Genomic DNA, 19991 nt, shown 5'->3' on the forward strand with positions numbered 1-19991 from the left:
GGAGACTACCAAGCGGGGCTAAGGATAGAGGATCAAGTTTTTTTCTTGGGTATTTTAATCGTGAATTGATAATACTCCTCGAATTCTTCTTCCTCTGCATCCAGATTTATTCCATTGTCTGTAACCATACTGAGTGATTGACGTATCGTATTTACGGCAATTCTCATATCTTTACTAAACGCCTTTCGCTTAGGTTTCGGCTTTTGAACCGTACCCGTTAAGAGCTTGACGACCTGCTCTTCTGTTTGCTTGACGTTTAACCCTTTTTCGATGACTTCCGAAAGTAGTTTAATCTGCTTTTCAGGACTTTTTAATGGTATCAACGAGCGGGCATGGCGTTCCGTAATTTGCTTTTGAAGAAGTGCATCTTGAACTTCCTGGGGCAGCTTAAGCAGCCGAAGCTTATTCGCAACGGTAGATTGTCCTATTCCCAGTCTTTGTGCCAAGGCTTCTTGGGTTAAACTATGCAACTCCAATAGTTTACCGTAAGCCAATGCTTCTTCAATCGGTGTAAGCTCTTCACGCTGAAGGTTTTCTATCAGCGCAACGGAAGCCGTTTCTGTATCGGTGAAATCTTTAATAATTGCAGGTGCCAATTCCCAGCCCAGCTTTTGCATAGCCCGAAAACGGCGCTCACCTGCAATGATTTCATATTTTCCCTGTCCATAAGCCCTTACTACAATTGGCTGAATGATCCCGTGTGTATGAATCGTTTGAGCCAATTCCGCAATTTTATCGTCATTAAAAACGGTCCTTGGTTGAAATCGATTAGGCACAATATCAGAAATTGAAATTTTTCTAATCTCTTCATTATTATTGCTAGGTGTCTCCATCTCTAGTTGCTGTTCTTCTTTTTCGCCAAACCCAAAGAACCGCGAAAAAGGATGCTTCATCTTCCTACACCACCTTTTAAAACTCCCAAATAACATATTCTCTATTTAAAGGACAAGTCCTGCATACATTTCCCGACATGGTTATACAAATGGTCCTTCACTGTAAAAAACATGTCGACTGGCGTCATCAAGGCAATAATGAGGATGAGACGGCCAGTAATTACATATCTCAGCCGGCTTGCCCAAGATTATTTCCCTGAAAACAAAAAGAAAAATCGCCGACCTTCTAGCCCTGCTTTGAAAACCTGGCACACGATTGATATTGCACCTGAAAAATTGCCTTCATGTTTGCTTAATATGATTAATGAATAAAGTCATACCTTTATAGTAAAAGAAAATTAGGACAAGTACCAGCCAAATATATGAATCATCTACGTCCAATATGGAAACATCGAAGTAGTATATAGGTCATTCAATAGGCTGTTTATTCGGTGTCCCTGGTTTTCTTGGGTATTTTTTAGGCGTTTTCTTCACTTTTTTAACGGTAATGATGTTTCTTTCACTATTTTCCTCTGGCAATGTGAAGGGATGAATTTCTTCGATTTTTCCGCCTAACGTAAAAATGGCTTTCTTCCCTGTGTCCATTTCATCCTGTGCACTAGCCGCTTTCATGGCAATAAACGTCCCATCCGGTTTAACAAGCGGCAAACATAGTTCACTTAAAACGGACATCCTAGCTACCGCCCTTGCCATGACAATATCATAGGATTCGCGATGCTCCGGTTTTTGCGCGAAGGTTTCCGCCCGGTCATGATAGAAGGAAACACCCTTTAATTGCAATGAATCAGCAAGGTGATTCAAAAAAGAGATTCGCTTATTCAACGAATCCACAATCGATACGTGGATATCAGGGAAACAAATCTTCAATGGAATACTCGGAAACCCAGCGCCAGCCCCAACATCGCAAATCCGATAAGATTTGTTAAAATCGAAATAAAAGGCAGCACTGATTGAATCATAAAAATGCTTTAGATAAACTTCTTCTTTATTAGTAATGGCGGTCAAGTTCATCTTTTCGTTCCATTCCACCAATAAACGATAATATGTGTCAAACTGATCAAGCTGGTGAGGAGAAAGCTCAATTCCCTTCTCCTGCAGTGCTTGTTGGAACTGTTCTATATTCATGTTTTCTTCAATCCTTTTCGGGTATTTCCATTACTGAGATACTCGGGCTATCTTACCTTGTTCCAAATAAACAAGCAAAATGGAAACATCAGCTGGATTCACACCGGAAATTCTTGAAGCCTGAGCTACTGAAAGCGGGTGGACCAACTTTAATTTTTGACGTGCTTCCGTTGCTAGACCAGAAATTGCATCATAATCTATATTCTCTGGAATCTTTTTATTCTCCATTTTTTTCAGACGATCGACTTGTTGCAAGGATTTTTCAATATATCCTTCATACTTGATCTGGATTTCGACTTGTTCCGTCACTTCACCGCTCAGTTCGACATCACTTGGAGCCAACCTCTGAATATGGGAATAATCCATTTCAGGTCGTTTCAATAAATCAGACGCACGGATTCCATCCTTCAACTCACTGCCACCACTTGCAGTAATGACTTCTTGAACCTCTTTAGTTGGTTTGATGAAATTTGATTTCAGGCGTCCTTTTTCCATTTCAACCGCTTCTTTTTTCAAAAGGAAACGGTTATAGCGTTCTTCCTTGATCATTCCAATATTGAAACCAATTTCCGTTAACCTTAAATCGGCATTATCGTGACGCAATAATAAACGATATTCTGCACGTGATGTCAGCAATCGGTAAGGTTCATTCGTACCTTTGGTTACAAGGTCATCAATGAGTACACCAATATAGGCATCCGAACGGCTTAAAATCAGTTCTTCTTTACCTATCGCATTCAATCCTGCATTAATGCCGGCCATCAGCCCTTGTCCTGCAGCTTCTTCATAGCCGGACGTCCCGTTAATTTGGCCTGCTGTATACAAATTTTTGATTTTTTTCGTTTCTAGAGTAGGCCATAGCTGTGTAGGAACGATTGCATCATATTCAATTGCATATCCGGCACGCATCATTTCCGCCTTCTCGAGACCTGGGATCGTTTGAAGGATTTTTACTTGTACATCTTCTGGCAGACTTGTAGACAGCCCTTGTACATAAACTTCCTTTGTATTGCGACCCTCAGGTTCAAGGAAAATTTGATGGCGTGGTTTATCATTGAAACGGACGACCTTATCTTCTATTGATGGACAATAACGAGGTCCAGTTCCCTTTATCATTCCGGAATACATCGGTGAGCGGTGCAGATTATCATCAATGAGCTGGTGTGTACCCTCATTTGTGTACGTTAGCCAGCATGGTAATTGATCAGTGATGAACTTAGTGGTTTCATAAGAAAAAGCACGTGGTACTTCATCACCAGGCTGAATTTCCGTTTTGCTGTAATCTATGGATGAACTATTGACACGTGGTGGTGTTCCTGTTTTAAAACGAACCAAATCGAACCCTAATTGCTCCAAGTGTTCAGAAAGCCTGATGGAAGGCTGCTGATTATTTGGACCGCTTGAATATTTTAGTTCCCCTAAAATGATTTCACCACGTAAATAGGTACCCGTCGTGATTACGACAGTTTTCGCACGATATACTGCGCCTGTTTTAGTAATGACACCGGTACAAACATCATTTTCTACAATTAATTCCTCTACCATCCCTTGAATCAATGTCAAATTTTCTTGGTCTTCTATCGTCTTTTTCATTTCTTGTTGATAGAGAAATTTATCTGCCTGCGCACGCAATGCACGAACAGCCGGGCCTTTGGCAGTATTCAACATCCTCATTTGAATATGGGTCTTGTCGATGTTTTTCCCCATTTCACCGCCTAAAGCGTCAATTTCCCTAACGACTATACCTTTTGCCGGCCCGCCAACGGACGGATTACAAGGCATAAAGGCGACCATATCCAAGTTAATGGTGATCATCATCGTTTTAGCCCCAACTCTTGCAGCTGCAAGGCCTGCTTCACTACCAGCATGTCCAGCACCAATTACAATGACATCATAGCTACCTGCTTCGTATTGCATGTTCTTTTCCTCCTTTTACAATTATTTTCCTAAACAAAATTGTGAGAACAATTGGTTGATTAAATTATCCTGTACGCTTTCACCAATGATTTCTCCAAGGAGCTCCCATGCTTTCGTGAAATCAATTTGAACCAAATCAATTGGTGTACCCATTTCAATCGCTTCAACTGCATCTGAAATTGACTGTAATGCCTGTCCTAGCAAGGCTATATGCCTGGCATTGGACACATAGGTCAAGTCTCCCGTTTCTAAAGAACCTTCAAAAAATAAAGAAGCGATGGCCTTTTCCAATTCATCGACCCCTTTATCCTCAAGCAATGAAGTGGAAACAACTTTATGGGATGTTGAATTTTCTTTAACCTTAGCCAAATCAATTTTCTGTGGAAGATCGGTTTTATTGATAATAACGATAACATCCATTCCCTCGACAGCTTGGAATAGTTTCTCATCTTCAGCGGTAAAATCATCTGAATAGTTCAATACCAGTAATATTAGATCAGCCTCTTTCAATACCGCACGAGACCGTTCAACTCCAATTCGTTCAACGATATCTTCCGTTTCTCTAATTCCAGCTGTATCGACAAGCTTAAGCGGTACACCGCGAACATTGACATACTCCTCAATTACGTCACGTGTTGTACCAGGAATGTCAGTTACAATCGCTTTATTTTCATGGACTAAGCTGTTTAGTAAAGAAGACTTCCCGACATTCGGGCGTCCTATGATAACCGTTGCCAGTCCATCCCGCAGGATTTTCCCTTGCTGGGCTGTGTGAAGCAGTTTCTCTATTTCAGTCTTCACATAACTGCCTTTTTCCAAAAATAAACGATGCGTCATTTCTTCGACATCATCATATTCCGGATAATCTATGTTTACCTCGACTTGAGCGAGGGTCTGTAAAATTTCTTGACGCAGGTTTTGGATTAATTTCGAAAGCCGGCCCTCCATTTGACCTAATGCGACATTCATGGCTTTATCCGTTTTAGCCCTGATTAAATCCATAACGGCCTCTGCTTGAGAAAGATCGATCCTTCCATTCAAAAAAGCTCGTTTCGTAAATTCACCAGGTTCTGCTAAACGAGCTCCTTGTGAGAGAATAAGTTGTAATACCCGATTGACGGAAACGATTCCACCGTGACAATTTATTTCAACTACATCTTCTCTTGTAAATGTCTTTGGACCTTTCATGACCGAAACCATGACTTCCTCAATGATTTCACCTGTTTTAGGCTGGATAAGGTGGCCATAATGAATCGTATGTGAGTTCACTTCAAGCAATCCTTTTCCTCCTGGTCCTTTAAAGATCCTATCGGCTATTTCTATGGCCTCATCACCGCTGATTCTAACGATGGCGATTGCCCCTTCCCCTAAGGGCGTAGAGATAGCGGTGATTGTATCGAATTCCATGCTTTCACCTCTTATATATTGATGTTTCTATTTTTTTCTGATAATAAAAATCGTTGAATCCCTAAATAACTACAATACCACAGTATATTCATGAAAAAAAGTAGATACTCCTTCCTTTAAAGGGTTATCCACATGCATGAATTCCATATTCTGTAGTATTCATTTTAACTTATCCACATGTGAATAACAAATATGGACCGTTGCTCTTTCACCCATCTTATTGATCATGAGAATATTAATAAGAAATATGTCAGTTTTTGTTGAAATAATCATTAATAAATTAATATTCGACAAACAATGGTATCCTGACATTAAAAAAAGAACCCCTGCTTTATAGCAGAAGGTTCATTTGAGTGGAGTAATGACTAAATGGCGATATGGTTCCGTTCCATTTGAAGTCGTTTTAATTTTTGGATAATGCAGGAGCGCATTATGGATGACCTTACGTTCATAGGATGGCATGGGCTCCAGTGAAATTGCTTTACCTGTTTTTATGGCTTTATTTGCCATTCTTTCAGCCAATTGGATTAACGTATCATTGCGTCGATTTCGATAATCTTCTGCATCTACTGTAATATTTAAAAACTGCTTCGAATAGCGATTTGCAACCAACTGCGTTAAATACTGAAGGGAATTCAGTGTTTGACCCCTTTTTCCAATTAATAATGCAATTTTATCACCCGTTAAATGGAATGTAACGTTCTTCCCTTTACGTTGGATATCAATTTCTGCATTAACTCCCATTTCCCTGCTGACATTTTTCAAAAATTCAAGTGTCTCTTCAATGGGATCGGCAGGCAATGTCACATGGACAATTGCCTTCCTTGCACCAAATAAACCAAAAAATCCTTTTTTTCCTTCGTCTTCAATTTCAATTTCCACACGATCTTTAGTGCTATTCAGTTGAGCTAAAGCTAAATTTACTGCTTCTTCGACAGATTGTCCTGTAGCAGTTACTTTTTTCACTTTTTCTTTGCCCCTCCCGCGTTTTCCGCAGCTGCTTTTCTAAGATCCGGACCTTTAATGAAATATGTTTGAACGATACCAAAAAGGTTACCTACTACCCAATATAGAGAAAGAGCAGCGGGAAAATTAATAGCAAAAACAACAATCATAACTGGCATGATGTAAAGCATCATCGTCATTTGTGCAGCCATTTGTGGATTGGAGTTCATTCCAGCCATGGACATCTTTTGCTGGATAAAAGTCGTGATACCAGCAACAACCGGTAAAATATAATAAGGATCCGGGGAACCTAAATCAAACCAAAGAAAACTATGTAAAGAGATTTCCTCCGTACGGCTGATGGCATGGTAAAATCCGATTAGAATCGGCATTTGCACCAATATTGGCAAACAACCCGCCAATGGATTCACTTTATATTTTGAAAATAGAGCCATTGTTTCTTGCTGTAGTTTTTGTTGAGTGGCAGCATCTTTTGAGCTGTATTTTGCTTGAAGTTCTTTCATTTCAGGCTGGATGGCCTGCATTGCTTTCGAGCTTTTAACCTGTTTGACCATAAGTGGAAGTAATGCTAAGCGAATGATTAAAGTAACACCGATGATTCCCAAACCATAGTTCGCCCCAAATGTTTCAGAAAGCCAAATGATCAAGGCTGATAATGGATAGACAATGTATGAATTCCAAAAACCTTCACTTTCCGCAGTAATAGGTTCTTTAATTTCCGTACACCCTGCTAACAGCATCATTATCGAAGCTAGTCCAATAATGAGTAATATTCGTTTTTTCAACCGTAATTTCCTCCTAACTGCAATCAATCTTTTTTGAAACAATTGTGAACTGTTCATTGGCGGAATTCAAGGAAATGTAATCCACTTTTTTCACAGTTCAATAGGAATTTTTTATGTCATCTTTTTCAAGTAACTACTGATTTAAAGGGGTGTTTATTATCGATAAGGAGACTTTATTGTTTTTTCGTTTTAAAGTTTAGTGATTTAGAACGTTTCAGGACGTGGATCAAGCTGCTTTTCACCTGGAAAAAGTCCATCTCCGCCGCTGGTTTTCGAGCAATCACAATATAATCCTTACCCTCTTCTATATCATCTTTCAATTCCAAAAACGCTTGCCGTATGTATCTTTTAATTTGGTTCCTTACAACGGCGTTCCCGATTTTTTTACTGACGGAAAGACCAATCCGGAAATAATCTTGACCTGGCTTTTCAAGGACATAGACAACGAATTGCCGATTAGCAGAAGATTCACCTTTTTTAAACACAAGCTGAAATTCGTCCTCTTTCTTAATCCTTAACTTTTTTTTCATTTTTACACCTTCATTACATGAATTGAGTCTCAGTAAATCCCTTATTTTGCGAAAAAAGACCACTGAGACTTTTCAGTGGTCTATGCAGATAATACTTTTCTGCCCTTGCGGCGACGTGCAGCGATTACTCTACGTCCGTTTTTCGTGCTCATACGTGCACGGAAACCGTGAACTTTACTATGTTTGCGATTATTCGGTTGATAAGTTCTTTTCATTATATGACACCTCCCTGAGGAATAACAGTTAAAGACAGTCTTTACAATTATATAGATTGAGGTTTCTACTTGTCAACCTCATCCAAAAAAATATTTCTTTTTTATGCTCAATGTCCAGTAGGCCTTTTTTTACTACCTAGCCTATTGTAAATGATTTTTCTCCGAACTGATATAGAAATTTTTGGGGAGAAGGAAATTTCCATCAATTTTACCCATGAATACATATTTGTCGATCCCCTGATATCTCTCCTATTTCTACATGGAATTCGACAAAGTATAAAAACCTTAAGTCGGTTTTTAAATGTCCATCCGATTTATCAGCATAGGTTTTTGCGACTTAAATCACTTAAATGTCATTGGAAATAATTTTATTAATTCGAGCTATAACTATGACCTGTGGATAAAATTCGACATGTTTTTTTCTATCCACAACCCATTTCATGGACTTTTACACATAACAATAGCCTGTGGAAAAGTTTTTCCCACAGGCTCGGTAAGTTGTGGATAAAGTTTTCTAACCCATTGCAAGCCACCTGAATTTCTGATATTATATTTGTGTTTTCACTCTGAATAACTTTATCAACAGATAACGGTTATCCACAGACTGTGTATAACATGTGGATAGCTTATCCGACCTGTGTATATTAAATTGTCCACAGATGGTGGATATTGTCGAAAACCCTTTTTTCTTCTTTATTATATATTTCTCAAAATACCTGTTGATGAATAAACATTCAAATCTGCATCGACTTACTAGATGTAGTCTGTACAAATGTTGTACAGCGCAAGATATAGATATGGTTAGAGGGACTTCACACTACACAACATAAAAATCCCTTATACAGCTCACCGAACCCTTGCTGTCAAAATTTATATAAAGACGGCAATCGATGAGTTTATTTGTGCCTATACATTTTAGTTACGTTTAATAAAAATATTTTGCAAAGGAGGGATAAGTTTGGATAACATTGATAGCCTTTGGAACCAGGCGCTCGGAAAAATCGAAAAAAAAATCAGTAAACCAAGCTTTGAAACATGGCTTAAATCAACTAAGGCTTATTTACTTCAAGGTGATACATTAACAGTCACCGCTCCCAATGAATTTGCCAGGGATTGGCTTGAAGAACGCTATTCCCATCTTATTTCTGATGTATTGTTTGAACTTACCGGTGAGGAATTGGAAGCAAAATTTATCATTCCCCCCAATCAAGAAGATGATGATTTTACCGTTCCTGTTCAGCCTAAAAAGATTAAAAAACAGGATAAAGAGCATGCTGCATTTCCACAGCACATGCTGAATGCAAAAAATACTTTTGATACATTTGTCATCGGCTCCGGCAATCGTTTTGCCCATGCCGCGTCTCTCGCTGTCGCAGAAGCTCCAGCCAAAGCCTATAATCCTTTATTCATATACGGAGGCGTTGGACTGGGTAAAACTCATTTAATGCATGCAATTGGGCATTATGTTCTTGAGCATAATCCGAATGCCAAGGTCGTTTATTTATCGTCTGAAAAATTCACGAACGAATTTATCAACTCTATCCGAGATAATAAAGCTGGGGAATTCCGTGATAGATACAGAAGCGTAGATGTTTTATTAATTGATGATATTCAATTTCTGGCGGGAAAAGAACAAACTCAAGAAGAGTTTTTCCATACATTCAATGCATTACACGAAGAAAGCAAACAGATCGTCATCTCGAGTGACCGTCCACCAAAAGAGATCCCTACACTTGAAGATCGCCTCCGTTCAAGGTTTGAATGGGGTTTGATCACGGATATCACTCCTCCTGATCTAGAAACGCGGATTGCCATATTACGTAAAAAGGCGAAAGCTGAGGGGCTTGATATACCGAATGAAGTCATGCTCTATATTGCCAACCAAATCGATTCCAATATTCGTGAACTTGAAGGTGCACTTATTCGCGTCGTCGCTTATTCTTCATTAATCAATAAAGATATCAATGCAGATTTGGCAGCAGAAGCATTAAAAGACATCATCCCAAGCTCAAAACCTAAAATAATCACCATATTAGAAATCCAGAAAACAGTCGGTGAACATTATAGTGTCAAACTTGAGGATTTCAAGGCGAAAAAACGGACTAAATCCGTAGCCTTCCCAAGACAGATTGCGATGTATCTTTCCAGGGAATTAACGGACTCATCCCTGCCAAAGATAGGAGATGAATTTGGAGGTCGCGATCATACGACCGTTATTCATGCGCATGAAAAAATCTCTAAGCTCATGCAAACGGATACCCAGCTTCAACGTCAGGTTAAAGAAATCCAGGATCAGCTGAGGGTATAATCAATTCTGGATAATGTGTATAACTGACGACAACTTACACACAGTCTGTCCACAAGTGGATGGACTGTTTTTCCTTAGCTTGAAGGGACTTATCCACATATCAACAGGCCCTACTACTATTACTACTATCTTTTTTAATAAAAATTATTAATAAATATGCCTTTTTGGCAATAAAAAAATTGGAGGATGAAACATGAGATTTATAATCCAAAGAGATCGATTAGTTCATAGTGTCCAAGAAGTAATGAAAGCAGTCACATCAAGAACCACGATCCCGATTCTAACAGGGATAAAAATAAGCGTTACTAGTGAGGGTGTCACTTTAACAGGAAGTGATTCCGATATCTCGATCCAATCTTTTATTCCAGCCGAAGTAGACGGAGATGAGATTGTTGAAGTGAAAAAAAGTGGCGGTATTGTATTGAATGCCCGTTTCTTCAGTGAAATTGTCAAAAAGTTACCGATGGATACTGTAGAAATTGAAGTTGAAAACAACTTTCAAACGATTATCCGCTCAGGTAAAGCTGAATTTAATCTAAACGGTTTGGATCCTGAAGAGTATCCACATCTTCCAATCATTGAAGAAGAAAATATTTTCAAACTTCCAACGGACCTATTAAAGACCCTTATTCGTCAAACTGGTTTTGCAGTGTCCACGTCAGAAACACGCCCCATCTTAACAGGTGTAAACTTAAAGGTTCAAGATGATGAGTTGACCTGTATTGCAACAGATAGTCATAGACTGGCAATGAGAACTGCAAAAATAGAAAATAAAATTACAGGGACCTATAGCGTTGTTATCCCTGGTAAAAGTTTGAATGAGTTGAGTAAAATCCTTGATGATACAAACGAACTCATAGAAATCGTCATTACCGATAATCAAGTCCTTTTCAAGGCTGAAAATTTATTATTCTTCTCACGATTACTTGAAGGGAATTATCCTGATACGTCCCGCTTGATCCCTTCAGATAGCAAAACGGATGTAACGGTTCATACAAAAGATTTTCTTCAAGCGATCGACAGGGCTTCTTTATTGGCGAGGGAAGGAAGAAATAATGTCGTCAAATTGACAACCCTGGAAGGCCGTATAATCGAGGTCTCTTCCAATACTCCTGAAATTGGTAAAGTAATTGAAGAGGTTCAAGCAGAGGCCATTGAAGGGGAAGATCTGAAAATTTCATTCAGTGCCAAATTTGTAATGGATGCTTTAAAGGCATTGGAAGGTTCAGATATCAAAATTAATTTTACAGGTGCAATGCGTCCGTTTGTCATTCGCCCACTTCATGATGATTCCATGTTGCAATTAATTCTGCCAGTTAGAACTTATTAAGCTAAAATAATATTTCAAAAAAATTAAAGGCTTGTTCTGCAGGCCTTTAATTTTTTTATATTTGAACATACGAATTAAAAGGGTTTTCATGGATTTTTTAATGCTGTAAGGGACTTGGAAACGCTAAAAATAAGAGCGGAAAAAGCTATACTTTGTCTTAATGGGATTTATTTAGTAAAATGAAGTATTAAAGACTACTTGGAAATGAGTGAGGCATGAAATGGACTCCATAAAAATCAGCACAGAATATATCACACTGGGACAATTCTTGAAATTAGCGGATCTGATCCAAAGTGGCGGAATGGCGAAATGGTTCTTAAGTGAATACGAGGTATTCATTAACGGCGAATTAGATGTGAGAAGAGGCAGAAAATTAAGATCAGGTGATAAAATAGAGATTCCTGGATTTGGCGTCTTCACAATTACAAGCTAAAACATAAGGGAAGAGCGGAATATGTATATTGAAAATATAAGTTTGAGAAATTACCGCAACTATACCGAATTGAATCTGACTTTTGAAAATAAAGTCAATGTAATCCTTGGCGAAAATGCTCAAGGAAAAACAAATGTCATGGAATCCATTTTTGTTTTAGCAATGGCAAAATCTCATCGGACCTCAAATGATAAAGAACTTATTCGCTGGGATGAAGAGTATGCTAAAATAGAAGGAAGAGTTAGAAAGAGAAATACCTCAATACCACTTGAGCTGACCATTTCAAAAAAAGGGAAAAAGGCGAAGTGCAACCATATTGAACAAAGAAAGTTAAGTCAATATGTCGGAAATATGAATGTGGTCATGTTTGCGCCGGAGGATCTTAACCTTGTAAAGGGTAGCCCTGTAGTCAGACGCCGTTTTATAGATATGGAAATTGGCCAGGTTTCTCCCGTATACCTTCATGATATGAGCCAATATCATAAAATACTTCAACAAAGAAATCATTACTTAAAGCTTCTGCAGACCCGAAAACAAACGGATACGACGATGCTTGACGTGTTAACTGATCAATTCATTCAGTATGCAGCGAAAATTGTCGAAAGAAGATACGAGTTTCTTTTAAAGCTCCAGCAATGGGCAGAGCCGATTCACTCGGGGATCTCCAGAAATCTAGAAGTATTGAAAATCCAATATAAACCGTCGCTTGATGTATCAGAATCTATGGATTTGACGAAAATGATAGAAGTATACACAGAAAAATTTGATAAAATAAAAACAAGGGAAATTGAACGGGGTGTAACACTTGTAGGTCCTCATCGTGACGACCTGGTTTTTTTTGTGAATGAACGAGATGTTCAGACATATGGTTCACAAGGACAACAACGTACAACTGCCCTATCTTTAAAACTTGCCGAAATTGAGCTGATCCATGAAGAAATCGGCGAGTATCCCATTTTATTATTGGATGATGTGTTATCGGAACTTGACGATTTCCGTCAATCTCATTTACTGAATACGATACAAGGGAAAGTACAAACATTCGTGACGACACCCTCCGTTGATGGAATCGATCATCAAACCCTAAGAGAAGCGTCCACCTTTTATGTTAGTCAAGGAAGTATAAAAAAGGTTAAATGATGAGGTGAATGTATGTATCTCCATATTGGTGAAGACATTCTTGTGAAAACGGACGATGTCATAGCCATTTTAGATAAGAAGCTGCTTCAGGCCTCTCCAATCATGAGTGAATTCTTGGAGAAAAAGTCTGATGTAACTTCCCATTTAGCAAAAAACTCGGTTAAATCGATTGTAGTGACGGATAAACAGGTCTATTATTCACCGCTTGCGTCGTCCACTTTGAAAAAGCGTTCACTGCAGCCTTCGTTATTAATCGATGATATAGATATTCTTTGAAATTAAGCGGTAACGCTTTAATTACTCCAGAAAAATTGATAAATGCCAAAAGAAAAGTGTAGGTGATACGTATGACAATGGAACAAAAAGAAGTACAAGCTCAGGCATACGATGAGAATCAGATACAGGTTTTAGAAGGCTTAGAAGCAGTTCGTAAACGTCCGGGGATGTATATCGGTACGACCTCTGCAAAAGGACTTCACCATCTTGTTTGGGAAATTGTCGATAATAGTATCGATGAGGCACTAGCAGGTTTCTGTACGGAAATCAAAGTGACAATCGAAGAAGACAATAGCATAACCGTAGTGGATAATGGCCGGGGAATTCCAGTCGGTATCCATGAAAAAATGGGACGGCCAGCAGTTGAAGTGATCATGACGGTCCTTCATGCGGGCGGTAAATTTGGCGGCGGGGGCTACAAGGTTTCCGGTGGTCTGCACGGTGTGGGTGCTTCAGTAGTTAATGCCTTATCCACGGTATTGGAAGTTTATGTCCATCTTAATGGCAAAATCCATTATCAGCAATTTAACCGCGGTATCCCTAAAGAAGATTTGAAAATTATCGGGGAAACCGATCATACCGGAACGACTGTACACTTCATTCCTGATAGTGAAATCTTCACGGATACCTTGGAATATGATTTCGATACATTAGCCACACGAATACGTGAGCTTGCATTTTTGAATAAAGGCTTGAAACTGATCATTGAAGATAAACGTGAGGAAGAAGAGAAAGTCAGGGATTTCCACTATGAGGGCGGTATCAAATCTTATGTTGAGCATTTGAATCGTTCTAAAGAGGTATTGCATGAGGAACCGATTTTCATGGAAGGCGAGAAAGATGGAATTTCTGTTGAATTGGCACTCCAATATAACGACAGCTATATCAGCAATGTCTTTTCTTTTGCCAATAATATTCATACCTATGAAGGCGGTACACATGAATCAGGATTCAAGACTGCTTTAACCCGTGTCATCAATGATTATGCACGGAAAAATGGTCTTTTAAAAGAAGCTGATTCCAACTTCTCAGGTGAAGATGTCCGTGAAGGTTTAACGGCAATCATTTCGATTAAGCATCCTGATCCACAATTTGAAGGTCAGACAAAAACCAAACTCGGAAACTCCGAAGTAAGAACGGTTACTGATTCCGTTCTTTCTGAACGACTTGATTCCTTCTTATACGAAAATCCTGCCGTGGCCCGGAAAATTGTAGATAAAGGGCAAATGGCAGCGAGAGCCCGTATGGCAGCGAAGAAAGCACGTGAATTGACTCGAAGGAAAAGTGCTTTGGAAGTATCCAATCTTCCAGGGAAATTGGCGGATTGTTCTTCCAAGGACCCGGGTATCAGTGAATTGTACATCGTTGAAGGAAACTCGGCGGGAGGCTCGGCAAAGCAAGGACGGGACCGCCATTTCCAAGCCATTTTGCCGCTAAGGGGTAAAATCCTGAATGTAGAAAAAGCAAGATTGGATAGAATCCTTCATAACGAAGAAATAGGTACGATCATTACAGCACTTGGAACAGGCATTGGTGATGAATTCAATATTGAAAAGGCTAGATACCATAAAATTGTCATCATGACCGATGCAGATGTGGATGGTGCCCATATCAGAACACTGATGTTGACATTCTTCTACCGATATATGCGAAAAATTATCGAGTACGGATATATATATATTGCTCAGCCGCCGCTTTTCAAAATCCAACAAGGGAAAAAAGTGGATTATGCCTATAATGATCGCCAGCTTGACGAAATCATAGCAAGTTTGCCAAGTACTCCAAAGCCTAACCTGCAGCGTTATAAAGGGCTAGGGGAAATGAATCCAGAGCAATTGTGGGAAACGACCATGAACCCTGATACGAGAACCCTGCTCCAAGTGAGTTTGAAAGATGCTGCTGAGGCGGACGAAACTTTCGAGATGTTGATGGGCGATAAGGTAGAACCACGACGTAACTTCATCGAAGAAAATGCAATTTATGTAAAAAATCTCGATATCTGATTTTTTGACAGGATGCTTTTTACATCCTGTTCTTTACATAGTGAACGAACAGTTAAAACTAAATGAGATATAAGCTTTTTATAGGAGGTTGGCTCCATGTCAGAAAATGAAAGATCAGGTGTAAAAGAAATAAATATAAGCACCGAGATGCGGACATCCTTTTTGGATTATGCGATGAGCGTTATCGTGTCTCGGGCTTTGCCTGATGTAAGGGACGGTTTAAAACCGGTACACCGAAGAATTCTTTATGCAATGAATGATCTTGGAATGACTTCGGATAAACCATTTAAAAAATCTGCCCGTATTGTCGGGGAAGTAATCGGTAAATATCACCCGCATGGTGATTCAGCTGTATATGAAACGATGGTACGGATGGCGCAGCCTTTTAACTATCGCTATATGCTTGTCGATGGCCATGGAAATTTCGGTTCAGTCGATGGAGACCAAGCTGCCGCAATGAGGTACACAGAAGCAAGAATGTCGAAGATTTCGATGGAATTGCTTCGCGATTTAAATAAAGATACGGTTAATTTCCAAGATAACTATGATGGTTCAGAAAGAGAACCAGCCGTTATGCCAGCCCGTTTTCCCAACTTGTTAGTGAATGGATCATCTGGTATAGCAGTAGGGATGGCAACCAATATTCCCCCCCATCAATTAGGTGAGGTAATTGACGGCGTATTGGCTATAAGCAAGAATCCGGATATTACAATTCCAGAGTTGATGGAATTCATTCCAGGCCCTGATTTTCCGACAGCCGGTTTAATTTTAGGCCGAAGTGGCATTAGAAAGGCCTATGAAACTGGAAAAGGTTCAATCATTCAACGTGCGAGGGTGGAGATTGAAGAGAAACCTAATGGAAAACAGGTCATCCTTGTTAAAGAGATTCCTTATCAAGTGAATAAAGCAAGATTGATTGAAAAAATTGCAGAACTTGCTCGAGATAAGAAAATCGAAGGCATTACCGACTTACGGGATGAATCGGATCGCAACGGCATGCGTATTGTCATGGAGCTTCGAAAGGATGTTAATGCAAATGTCCTTTTGAACAACCTGTATAAGCATACCGCCATGCAGACAACCTTTGGAATCAATCTGCTTGCTTTGGTGGACGGTCAGCCTAAAGTATTGAATTTAAAACAATGCCTACACTACTACCTAGAGCATCAGCAGATAGTCATACGGCGCCGGACGGAATTTGAATTACGGAAAGCGGAAGCGCGTGCCCATATTTTAGAAGGTTTGCGCATTGCACTTGATAATTTGGATGCGGTCATTTCGTTAATCCGTAGTTCCCAAACTACTGAAATTGCCCGTGAAGGGTTAATGACACAATTTTCACTTTCTGAAAAACAAGCGCAAGCTATCCTGGATATGCGTTTACAACGCTTGACTGGTCTGGAACGTGAAAAAATTGAAGATGAATACCAGGCATTAATGGCCATAATTGCAGAGTATAAAGCCATTCTTGCTGATGAGGAAAAGGTTCTTGAAATCATTCGTGAGGAGCTTCTTGAAATTAAAGAACGTTTTAATGATAAAAGAAGAACTGAAATCACATTAGCCGGCTTTGAAAGCCTGGAAGATGAGGATTTAATCCCAGAGGAAAACATAATCGTGACACTTACCCACAATGGTTATATTAAACGTTTGCCTGCTACCACGTACCGCAGTCAAAAACGCGGTGGGCGAGGGATACAGGGTATGGGTACGAACACAGATGACTTTGTCGGTCACCTGTTAACCACTTCAACTCATGACACTCTTTTATTCTTCACTAACAAAGGTAAAGTCTATCGCTCCAAAGGATATGAAATACCTGAATATGGTAGGACGGCAAAAGGATTGCCGCTTATCAACTTGTTGGAAGTCGATAAAGGTGAGTGGGTCAATGCAATCATACCGGTGAAGGAATTTGCCGACGATTGGTATTTATTCTTCACGACCAGACATGGGATATCGAAGCGTACACCTCTTTCATCTTTTGCAAATATCCGTAATAATGGCCTAATTGCTTTAGGCTTACGTGAAGATGATGAATTGATTTCTGTCCGTCTTACGAATGGGGAGAAACAGATTATAATCGGAACGAAAGACGGGATGATGATTCGCTTCCCTGAGACGGATGTACGGACAATGGGACGTACTGCAGCGGGAGTGAAAGGGATTTCCTTACGGGCGGATGATGAAGTAGTCGGTATGGAAATACTCGAAGATGATGAAGAAGTGCTGATTGTTACGAAAAATGGCTATGGTAAACGGACCTCTGCGGAGGAATACCGTATACAAAGCCGCGGAGGCAAAGGGATAAAGACATGTAATGTAACGGAGAAAAACGGTAAACTTATTGCCGTGAAAACCGTTACAGGTGTTGATGAAGATTTGATGCTGATTACTGCTGCTGGTGTATTGATCCGAATGGAAGTCGAAGGCATTTCTAAGACTGGCCGTAATACACAGGGTGTTAAGCTTATTCGTCTTGAATCAGCAGACAATGAATATGTTTCGACGGTTGCCATCGTTGGAAGAGAAGAAGAAGAAGAAGAAGAAATAGATAGAGATTTAGAGCAGGGCCAAACAACAATAGATCCAGAATCTAATTCTGAACCTACTGTGATGAACGAAAACGAGGAAATTGGTAAAGATACGGAAGAATAAATTCATCCATGAAAAGACCTAGCAATAATGCTGGGTCTTTTTTTCTTTCGTTTTTAGACACAGGTAATAAGTAAATAGTCCTGATGCATCTTTTTTATTTTTAAAAAAATCTTTCCTGAAATTGATTTTTATGGGTGTTTAACCCTAAAAAAAGATAGTTATTACCATGTTTTTTAAAGTAAAATGTATTCATTAAAACTACTGAGGTGAAACGTTTTGCTAGTAAAAACTCGCTATTTAATTGAAGGCTGCATACTTTCAAGAGAGATTAGAGGTCTCTCGGACCGTCCAATCATGAATGAAAAAACAATATTGACCAAGGAGTTAATTGAGGCTTTACAAGCATTTTTAATAACGGAGGTAAGCGTTGGCGAAAGAAGTGATAGATCCCGAATTGGATGAAATGGAAGAGTTTTCGGATTTTACGGATTTGTATCTTAAATCAGTACAAACCTATAAGCGGTTATTTAAAAATTGGCAAGCAGGCAGTAGAGTGGAAGTAGCCATGATTCGTTTAATCGTGATTCCTCTAGTGGATAAAGCTTTAGAGGAACCAGGCAACATATTAATGCTACACCACTATTGCAATAAAGAAGACTATTTGTTTCACCATGCCATTTCAATTGGATTGATAGGAGCGTATATTGCTTCTAAGATGAAATGCAATAGGGCGGATGTCTATCAGGTAGCTATCGGCGGTTGTCTGGCAGACTGTGGGATGGCAAAGCTGCCACCAAGGTTATTAACTAAAACCGAAAGTCTGACTGTCGAGGATTATGAGGAGATTCACAATCATCCTATTTTCAGTTACAAAATGATAAAAGGTAGTTCCATCATAAAGGATAGTGTGAAGACAGCCATTCTAGAACACCATGGAAGGTTGGATGGAACAGGTTATCCCAAAAGCTTGAAAACAAAGCCCATGAGCTTATTCTCAAAAATCATAGCTGTTGCAGATGTCTTTCATGCCATGACTTCCGAAAGGACGTATAGAAAGAAACAGTCACCATTTAAAGTATTAGAAATGATTTTACATGATGACTTCGGTAAATTTGATATAGAAGTAGTGAAGACCTTGTTATCGAGCTTCGCTAATTTTTCCATAGGAAGCAGAGTCAAGCTGAACAATGGATTTATTGCAGAAATCATCTTTATTGATGCCAGCTCGCAAACAAGACCGGTCATCAAGATAAAAGATAGTGATCAAATAATCAATTTAGGGATAAACCGGGAATTATATATTGAAGAAATACTCTAATGATTAAGAAAAAGTTTACTCCTAAATAGATAAGCTTTTTCTTCTTATTAGGATAACAGCTGATATTTTATTAGCTATGATTCATGTATTTTATTTATTTTAAAATAACTCTTGCTTTTGTTTCCGATACTAGATATAATAACTAAGTCGACAGCGAAAGAAAAAAGTTGTTGACAAAAAATAATATAGTTGATATATTATTAAAGTCGTTTCTAAGCGAACGATAACAAATTGCTCTTTGAAAACTGAACAAAACAAAGCGCCAACGTTAAATTTTAAGTGAGCACACACTATCAAAAAAGCAAATGAGCAAGTCAAACATTTCTTCGGAGAGTTTGATCCTGGCTCAGGACGAACGCTGGCGGCGTGCCTAATACATGCAAGTCGAGCGAATCGATGGGAGCTTGCTCCCTGAGATTAGCGGCGGACGGGTGAGTAACACGTGGGCAACCTGCCTATAAGACTGGGATAACTTCGGGAAACCGGAGCTAATACCGGATACGTTCTTTTCTCGCATGAGAGAAGATGGAAAGACGGTTTACGCTGTCACTTATAGATGGGCCCGCGGCGCATTAGCTAGTTGGTGAGGTAATGGCTCACCAAGGCGACGATGCGTAGCCGACCTGAGAGGGTGATCGGCCACACTGGGACTGAGACACGGCCCAGACTCCTACGGGAGGCAGCAGTAGGGAATCTTCCGCAATGGACGAAAGTCTGACGGAGCAACGCCGCGTGAACGAAGAAGGC

The 19991-nt window shown here is 39.5% G+C and carries 17 protein-coding genes and 1 rRNA gene; 10 read left to right on the forward strand and 8 right to left on the reverse strand.

Annotated features, from left to right (window positions below):
- Positions 1-32 precede the first annotated feature (32 nt).
- From noc to rpmH, 8 genes are all read right to left on the reverse strand, one after another.
- Positions 33-893 (reverse strand): nucleoid occlusion protein, encoded by an 861-nt coding sequence (gene noc / locus ACFWE9_RS04960; protein WP_230161590.1) that lies wholly within the window; start codon positions 891-893, stop codon positions 33-35.
- Between the two features lie 408 nt (positions 894-1301).
- Complete coding sequence (rsmG, locus tag ACFWE9_RS04965; protein WP_230161588.1) at positions 1302-2018, reverse strand: 16S rRNA (guanine(527)-N(7))-methyltransferase RsmG; 717 nt, start codon at positions 2016-2018, stop codon at positions 1302-1304.
- 30 nt (positions 2019-2048) lie between these two features.
- Complete coding sequence (gene mnmG / locus ACFWE9_RS04970; RefSeq protein ID WP_230161586.1) at positions 2049-3935, reverse strand: tRNA uridine-5-carboxymethylaminomethyl(34) synthesis enzyme MnmG; 1887 nt, start codon at positions 3933-3935, stop codon at positions 2049-2051.
- Positions 3936-3956: 21 nt separating this feature from the next.
- A complete protein-coding gene (gene mnmE / locus ACFWE9_RS04975; protein WP_377355851.1) occupies positions 3957-5342 on the reverse strand; it encodes a tRNA uridine-5-carboxymethylaminomethyl(34) synthesis GTPase MnmE in 1386 nt (461 codons plus the stop codon).
- Positions 5343-5687: 345 nt separating this feature from the next.
- Positions 5688-6308, reverse strand: coding sequence for an RNA-binding cell elongation regulator Jag/EloR (jag, locus tag ACFWE9_RS04980; RefSeq protein WP_230161582.1), 621 nt, complete (start codon positions 6306-6308; stop codon positions 5688-5690).
- Positions 6305-7093 carry a YidC family membrane integrase SpoIIIJ gene (gene spoIIIJ / locus ACFWE9_RS04985; RefSeq protein WP_230161580.1) on the reverse strand — a complete coding sequence of 263 codons (789 nt, stop codon included), beginning with the start codon at positions 7091-7093 and terminating at the stop codon, positions 6305-6307. Before spoIIIJ ends, jag begins: the two co-directional genes overlap by 4 nt.
- 173 nt (positions 7094-7266) lie before the next feature.
- Complete coding sequence (gene rnpA / locus ACFWE9_RS04990) at positions 7267-7623, reverse strand: ribonuclease P protein component (RefSeq protein WP_230161578.1); 357 nt, start codon at positions 7621-7623, stop codon at positions 7267-7269.
- An 80-nt stretch (positions 7624-7703) separates the two neighbouring features.
- The gene (gene rpmH, locus ACFWE9_RS04995; protein WP_034316183.1) at positions 7704-7838 is read right to left on the reverse strand and encodes a 50S ribosomal protein L34; all 135 of its coding nucleotides are present in this window, start codon (positions 7836-7838) and stop codon (positions 7704-7706) included.
- Positions 7839-8796: 958 nt separating this feature from the next.
- Here rpmH and dnaA point away from each other — a divergent pair.
- The 10 genes from dnaA to ACFWE9_RS05045 all read left to right on the forward strand — a co-directional run.
- On the forward strand, positions 8797-10146 hold the full coding sequence (dnaA, locus tag ACFWE9_RS05000; protein ID WP_057914144.1) for a chromosomal replication initiator protein DnaA: 1350 nt from the start codon (positions 8797-8799) through the stop codon (positions 10144-10146).
- A 193-nt stretch (positions 10147-10339) separates the two neighbouring features.
- A complete protein-coding gene (dnaN, locus tag ACFWE9_RS05005; protein ID WP_230161577.1) occupies positions 10340-11476 on the forward strand; it encodes a DNA polymerase III subunit beta in 1137 nt (378 codons plus the stop codon).
- Between the two features lie 220 nt (positions 11477-11696).
- A complete protein-coding gene (yaaA, locus tag ACFWE9_RS05010) occupies positions 11697-11909 on the forward strand; it encodes a S4 domain-containing protein YaaA (protein ID WP_230161575.1) in 213 nt (70 codons plus the stop codon).
- Between the two features lie 21 nt (positions 11910-11930).
- Entirely contained in the window at positions 11931-13049 is a 1119-nt protein-coding gene (gene recF / locus ACFWE9_RS05015; protein WP_230161573.1) for a DNA replication/repair protein RecF, read from the forward strand.
- A 12-nt stretch (positions 13050-13061) separates the two neighbouring features.
- Complete coding sequence (gene remB, locus ACFWE9_RS05020; protein WP_034316197.1) at positions 13062-13325, forward strand: extracellular matrix regulator RemB; 264 nt, start codon at positions 13062-13064, stop codon at positions 13323-13325.
- A gap of 77 nt (positions 13326-13402) precedes the next feature.
- Positions 13403-15328, forward strand: a complete 1926-nt coding sequence (gene gyrB / locus ACFWE9_RS05025; RefSeq protein ID WP_230161661.1) for a DNA topoisomerase (ATP-hydrolyzing) subunit B — start codon at positions 13403-13405, stop codon at positions 15326-15328.
- Between the two features lie 96 nt (positions 15329-15424).
- A complete protein-coding gene (gene gyrA / locus ACFWE9_RS05030) occupies positions 15425-17986 on the forward strand; it encodes a DNA gyrase subunit A (RefSeq protein WP_377355855.1) in 2562 nt (853 codons plus the stop codon).
- A 216-nt stretch (positions 17987-18202) separates the two neighbouring features.
- Entirely contained in the window at positions 18203-18388 is a 186-nt protein-coding gene (locus ACFWE9_RS05035; RefSeq protein ID WP_377355857.1) for a hypothetical protein, read from the forward strand.
- Positions 18354-19244: an HD-GYP domain-containing protein gene (locus tag ACFWE9_RS05040; RefSeq protein ID WP_377355859.1), complete on the forward strand. Its 891-nt coding sequence runs from the start codon at positions 18354-18356 to the stop codon at positions 19242-19244. Before ACFWE9_RS05035 ends, ACFWE9_RS05040 begins: the two co-directional genes overlap by 35 nt.
- A gap of 323 nt (positions 19245-19567) precedes the next feature.
- A 16S ribosomal RNA gene (locus ACFWE9_RS05045) occupies positions 19568-19991 on the forward strand; the annotation flags it as partial.

This window comes from Peribacillus sp. NPDC060253 (genome assembly GCF_042727425.1).
In the GTDB taxonomy this organism is placed as follows: domain Bacteria; phylum Bacillota; class Bacilli; order Bacillales; family DSM-1321; genus Peribacillus.

Coding starts and splice junctions, on each gene's coding strand:
- rsmG (WP_230161588.1), bottom strand. CDS start 2,018: ATGAATATAGAACAGTTCCAACAAGCACTGCAGGAGAAGGGAATTGAG.
- gyrB (WP_230161661.1), top strand. CDS start 13,403: ATGGAACAAAAAGAAGTACAAGCTCAGGCATACGATGAGAATCAGATA.
- gyrA (WP_377355855.1), top strand. CDS start 15,425: ATGTCAGAAAATGAAAGATCAGGTGTAAAAGAAATAAATATAAGCACC.
- rnpA (WP_230161578.1), bottom strand. CDS start 7,623: ATGAAAAAAAAGTTAAGGATTAAGAAAGAGGACGAATTTCAGCTTGTG.
- recF (WP_230161573.1), top strand. CDS start 11,931: ATGTATATTGAAAATATAAGTTTGAGAAATTACCGCAACTATACCGAA.
- dnaN (WP_230161577.1), top strand. CDS start 10,340: ATGAGATTTATAATCCAAAGAGATCGATTAGTTCATAGTGTCCAAGAA.
- rpmH (WP_034316183.1), bottom strand. CDS start 7,838: ATGAAAAGAACTTATCAACCGAATAATCGCAAACATAGTAAAGTTCAC.
- mnmE (WP_377355851.1), bottom strand. CDS start 5,342: ATGGAATTCGATACAATCACCGCTATCTCTACGCCCTTAGGGGAAGGG.
- remB (WP_034316197.1), top strand. CDS start 13,062: ATGTATCTCCATATTGGTGAAGACATTCTTGTGAAAACGGACGATGTC.
- noc (WP_230161590.1), bottom strand. CDS start 893: ATGAAGCATCCTTTTTCGCGGTTCTTTGGGTTTGGCGAAAAAGAAGAA.
- mnmG (WP_230161586.1), bottom strand. CDS start 3,935: ATGCAATACGAAGCAGGTAGCTATGATGTCATTGTAATTGGTGCTGGA.
- yaaA (WP_230161575.1), top strand. CDS start 11,697: ATGGACTCCATAAAAATCAGCACAGAATATATCACACTGGGACAATTC.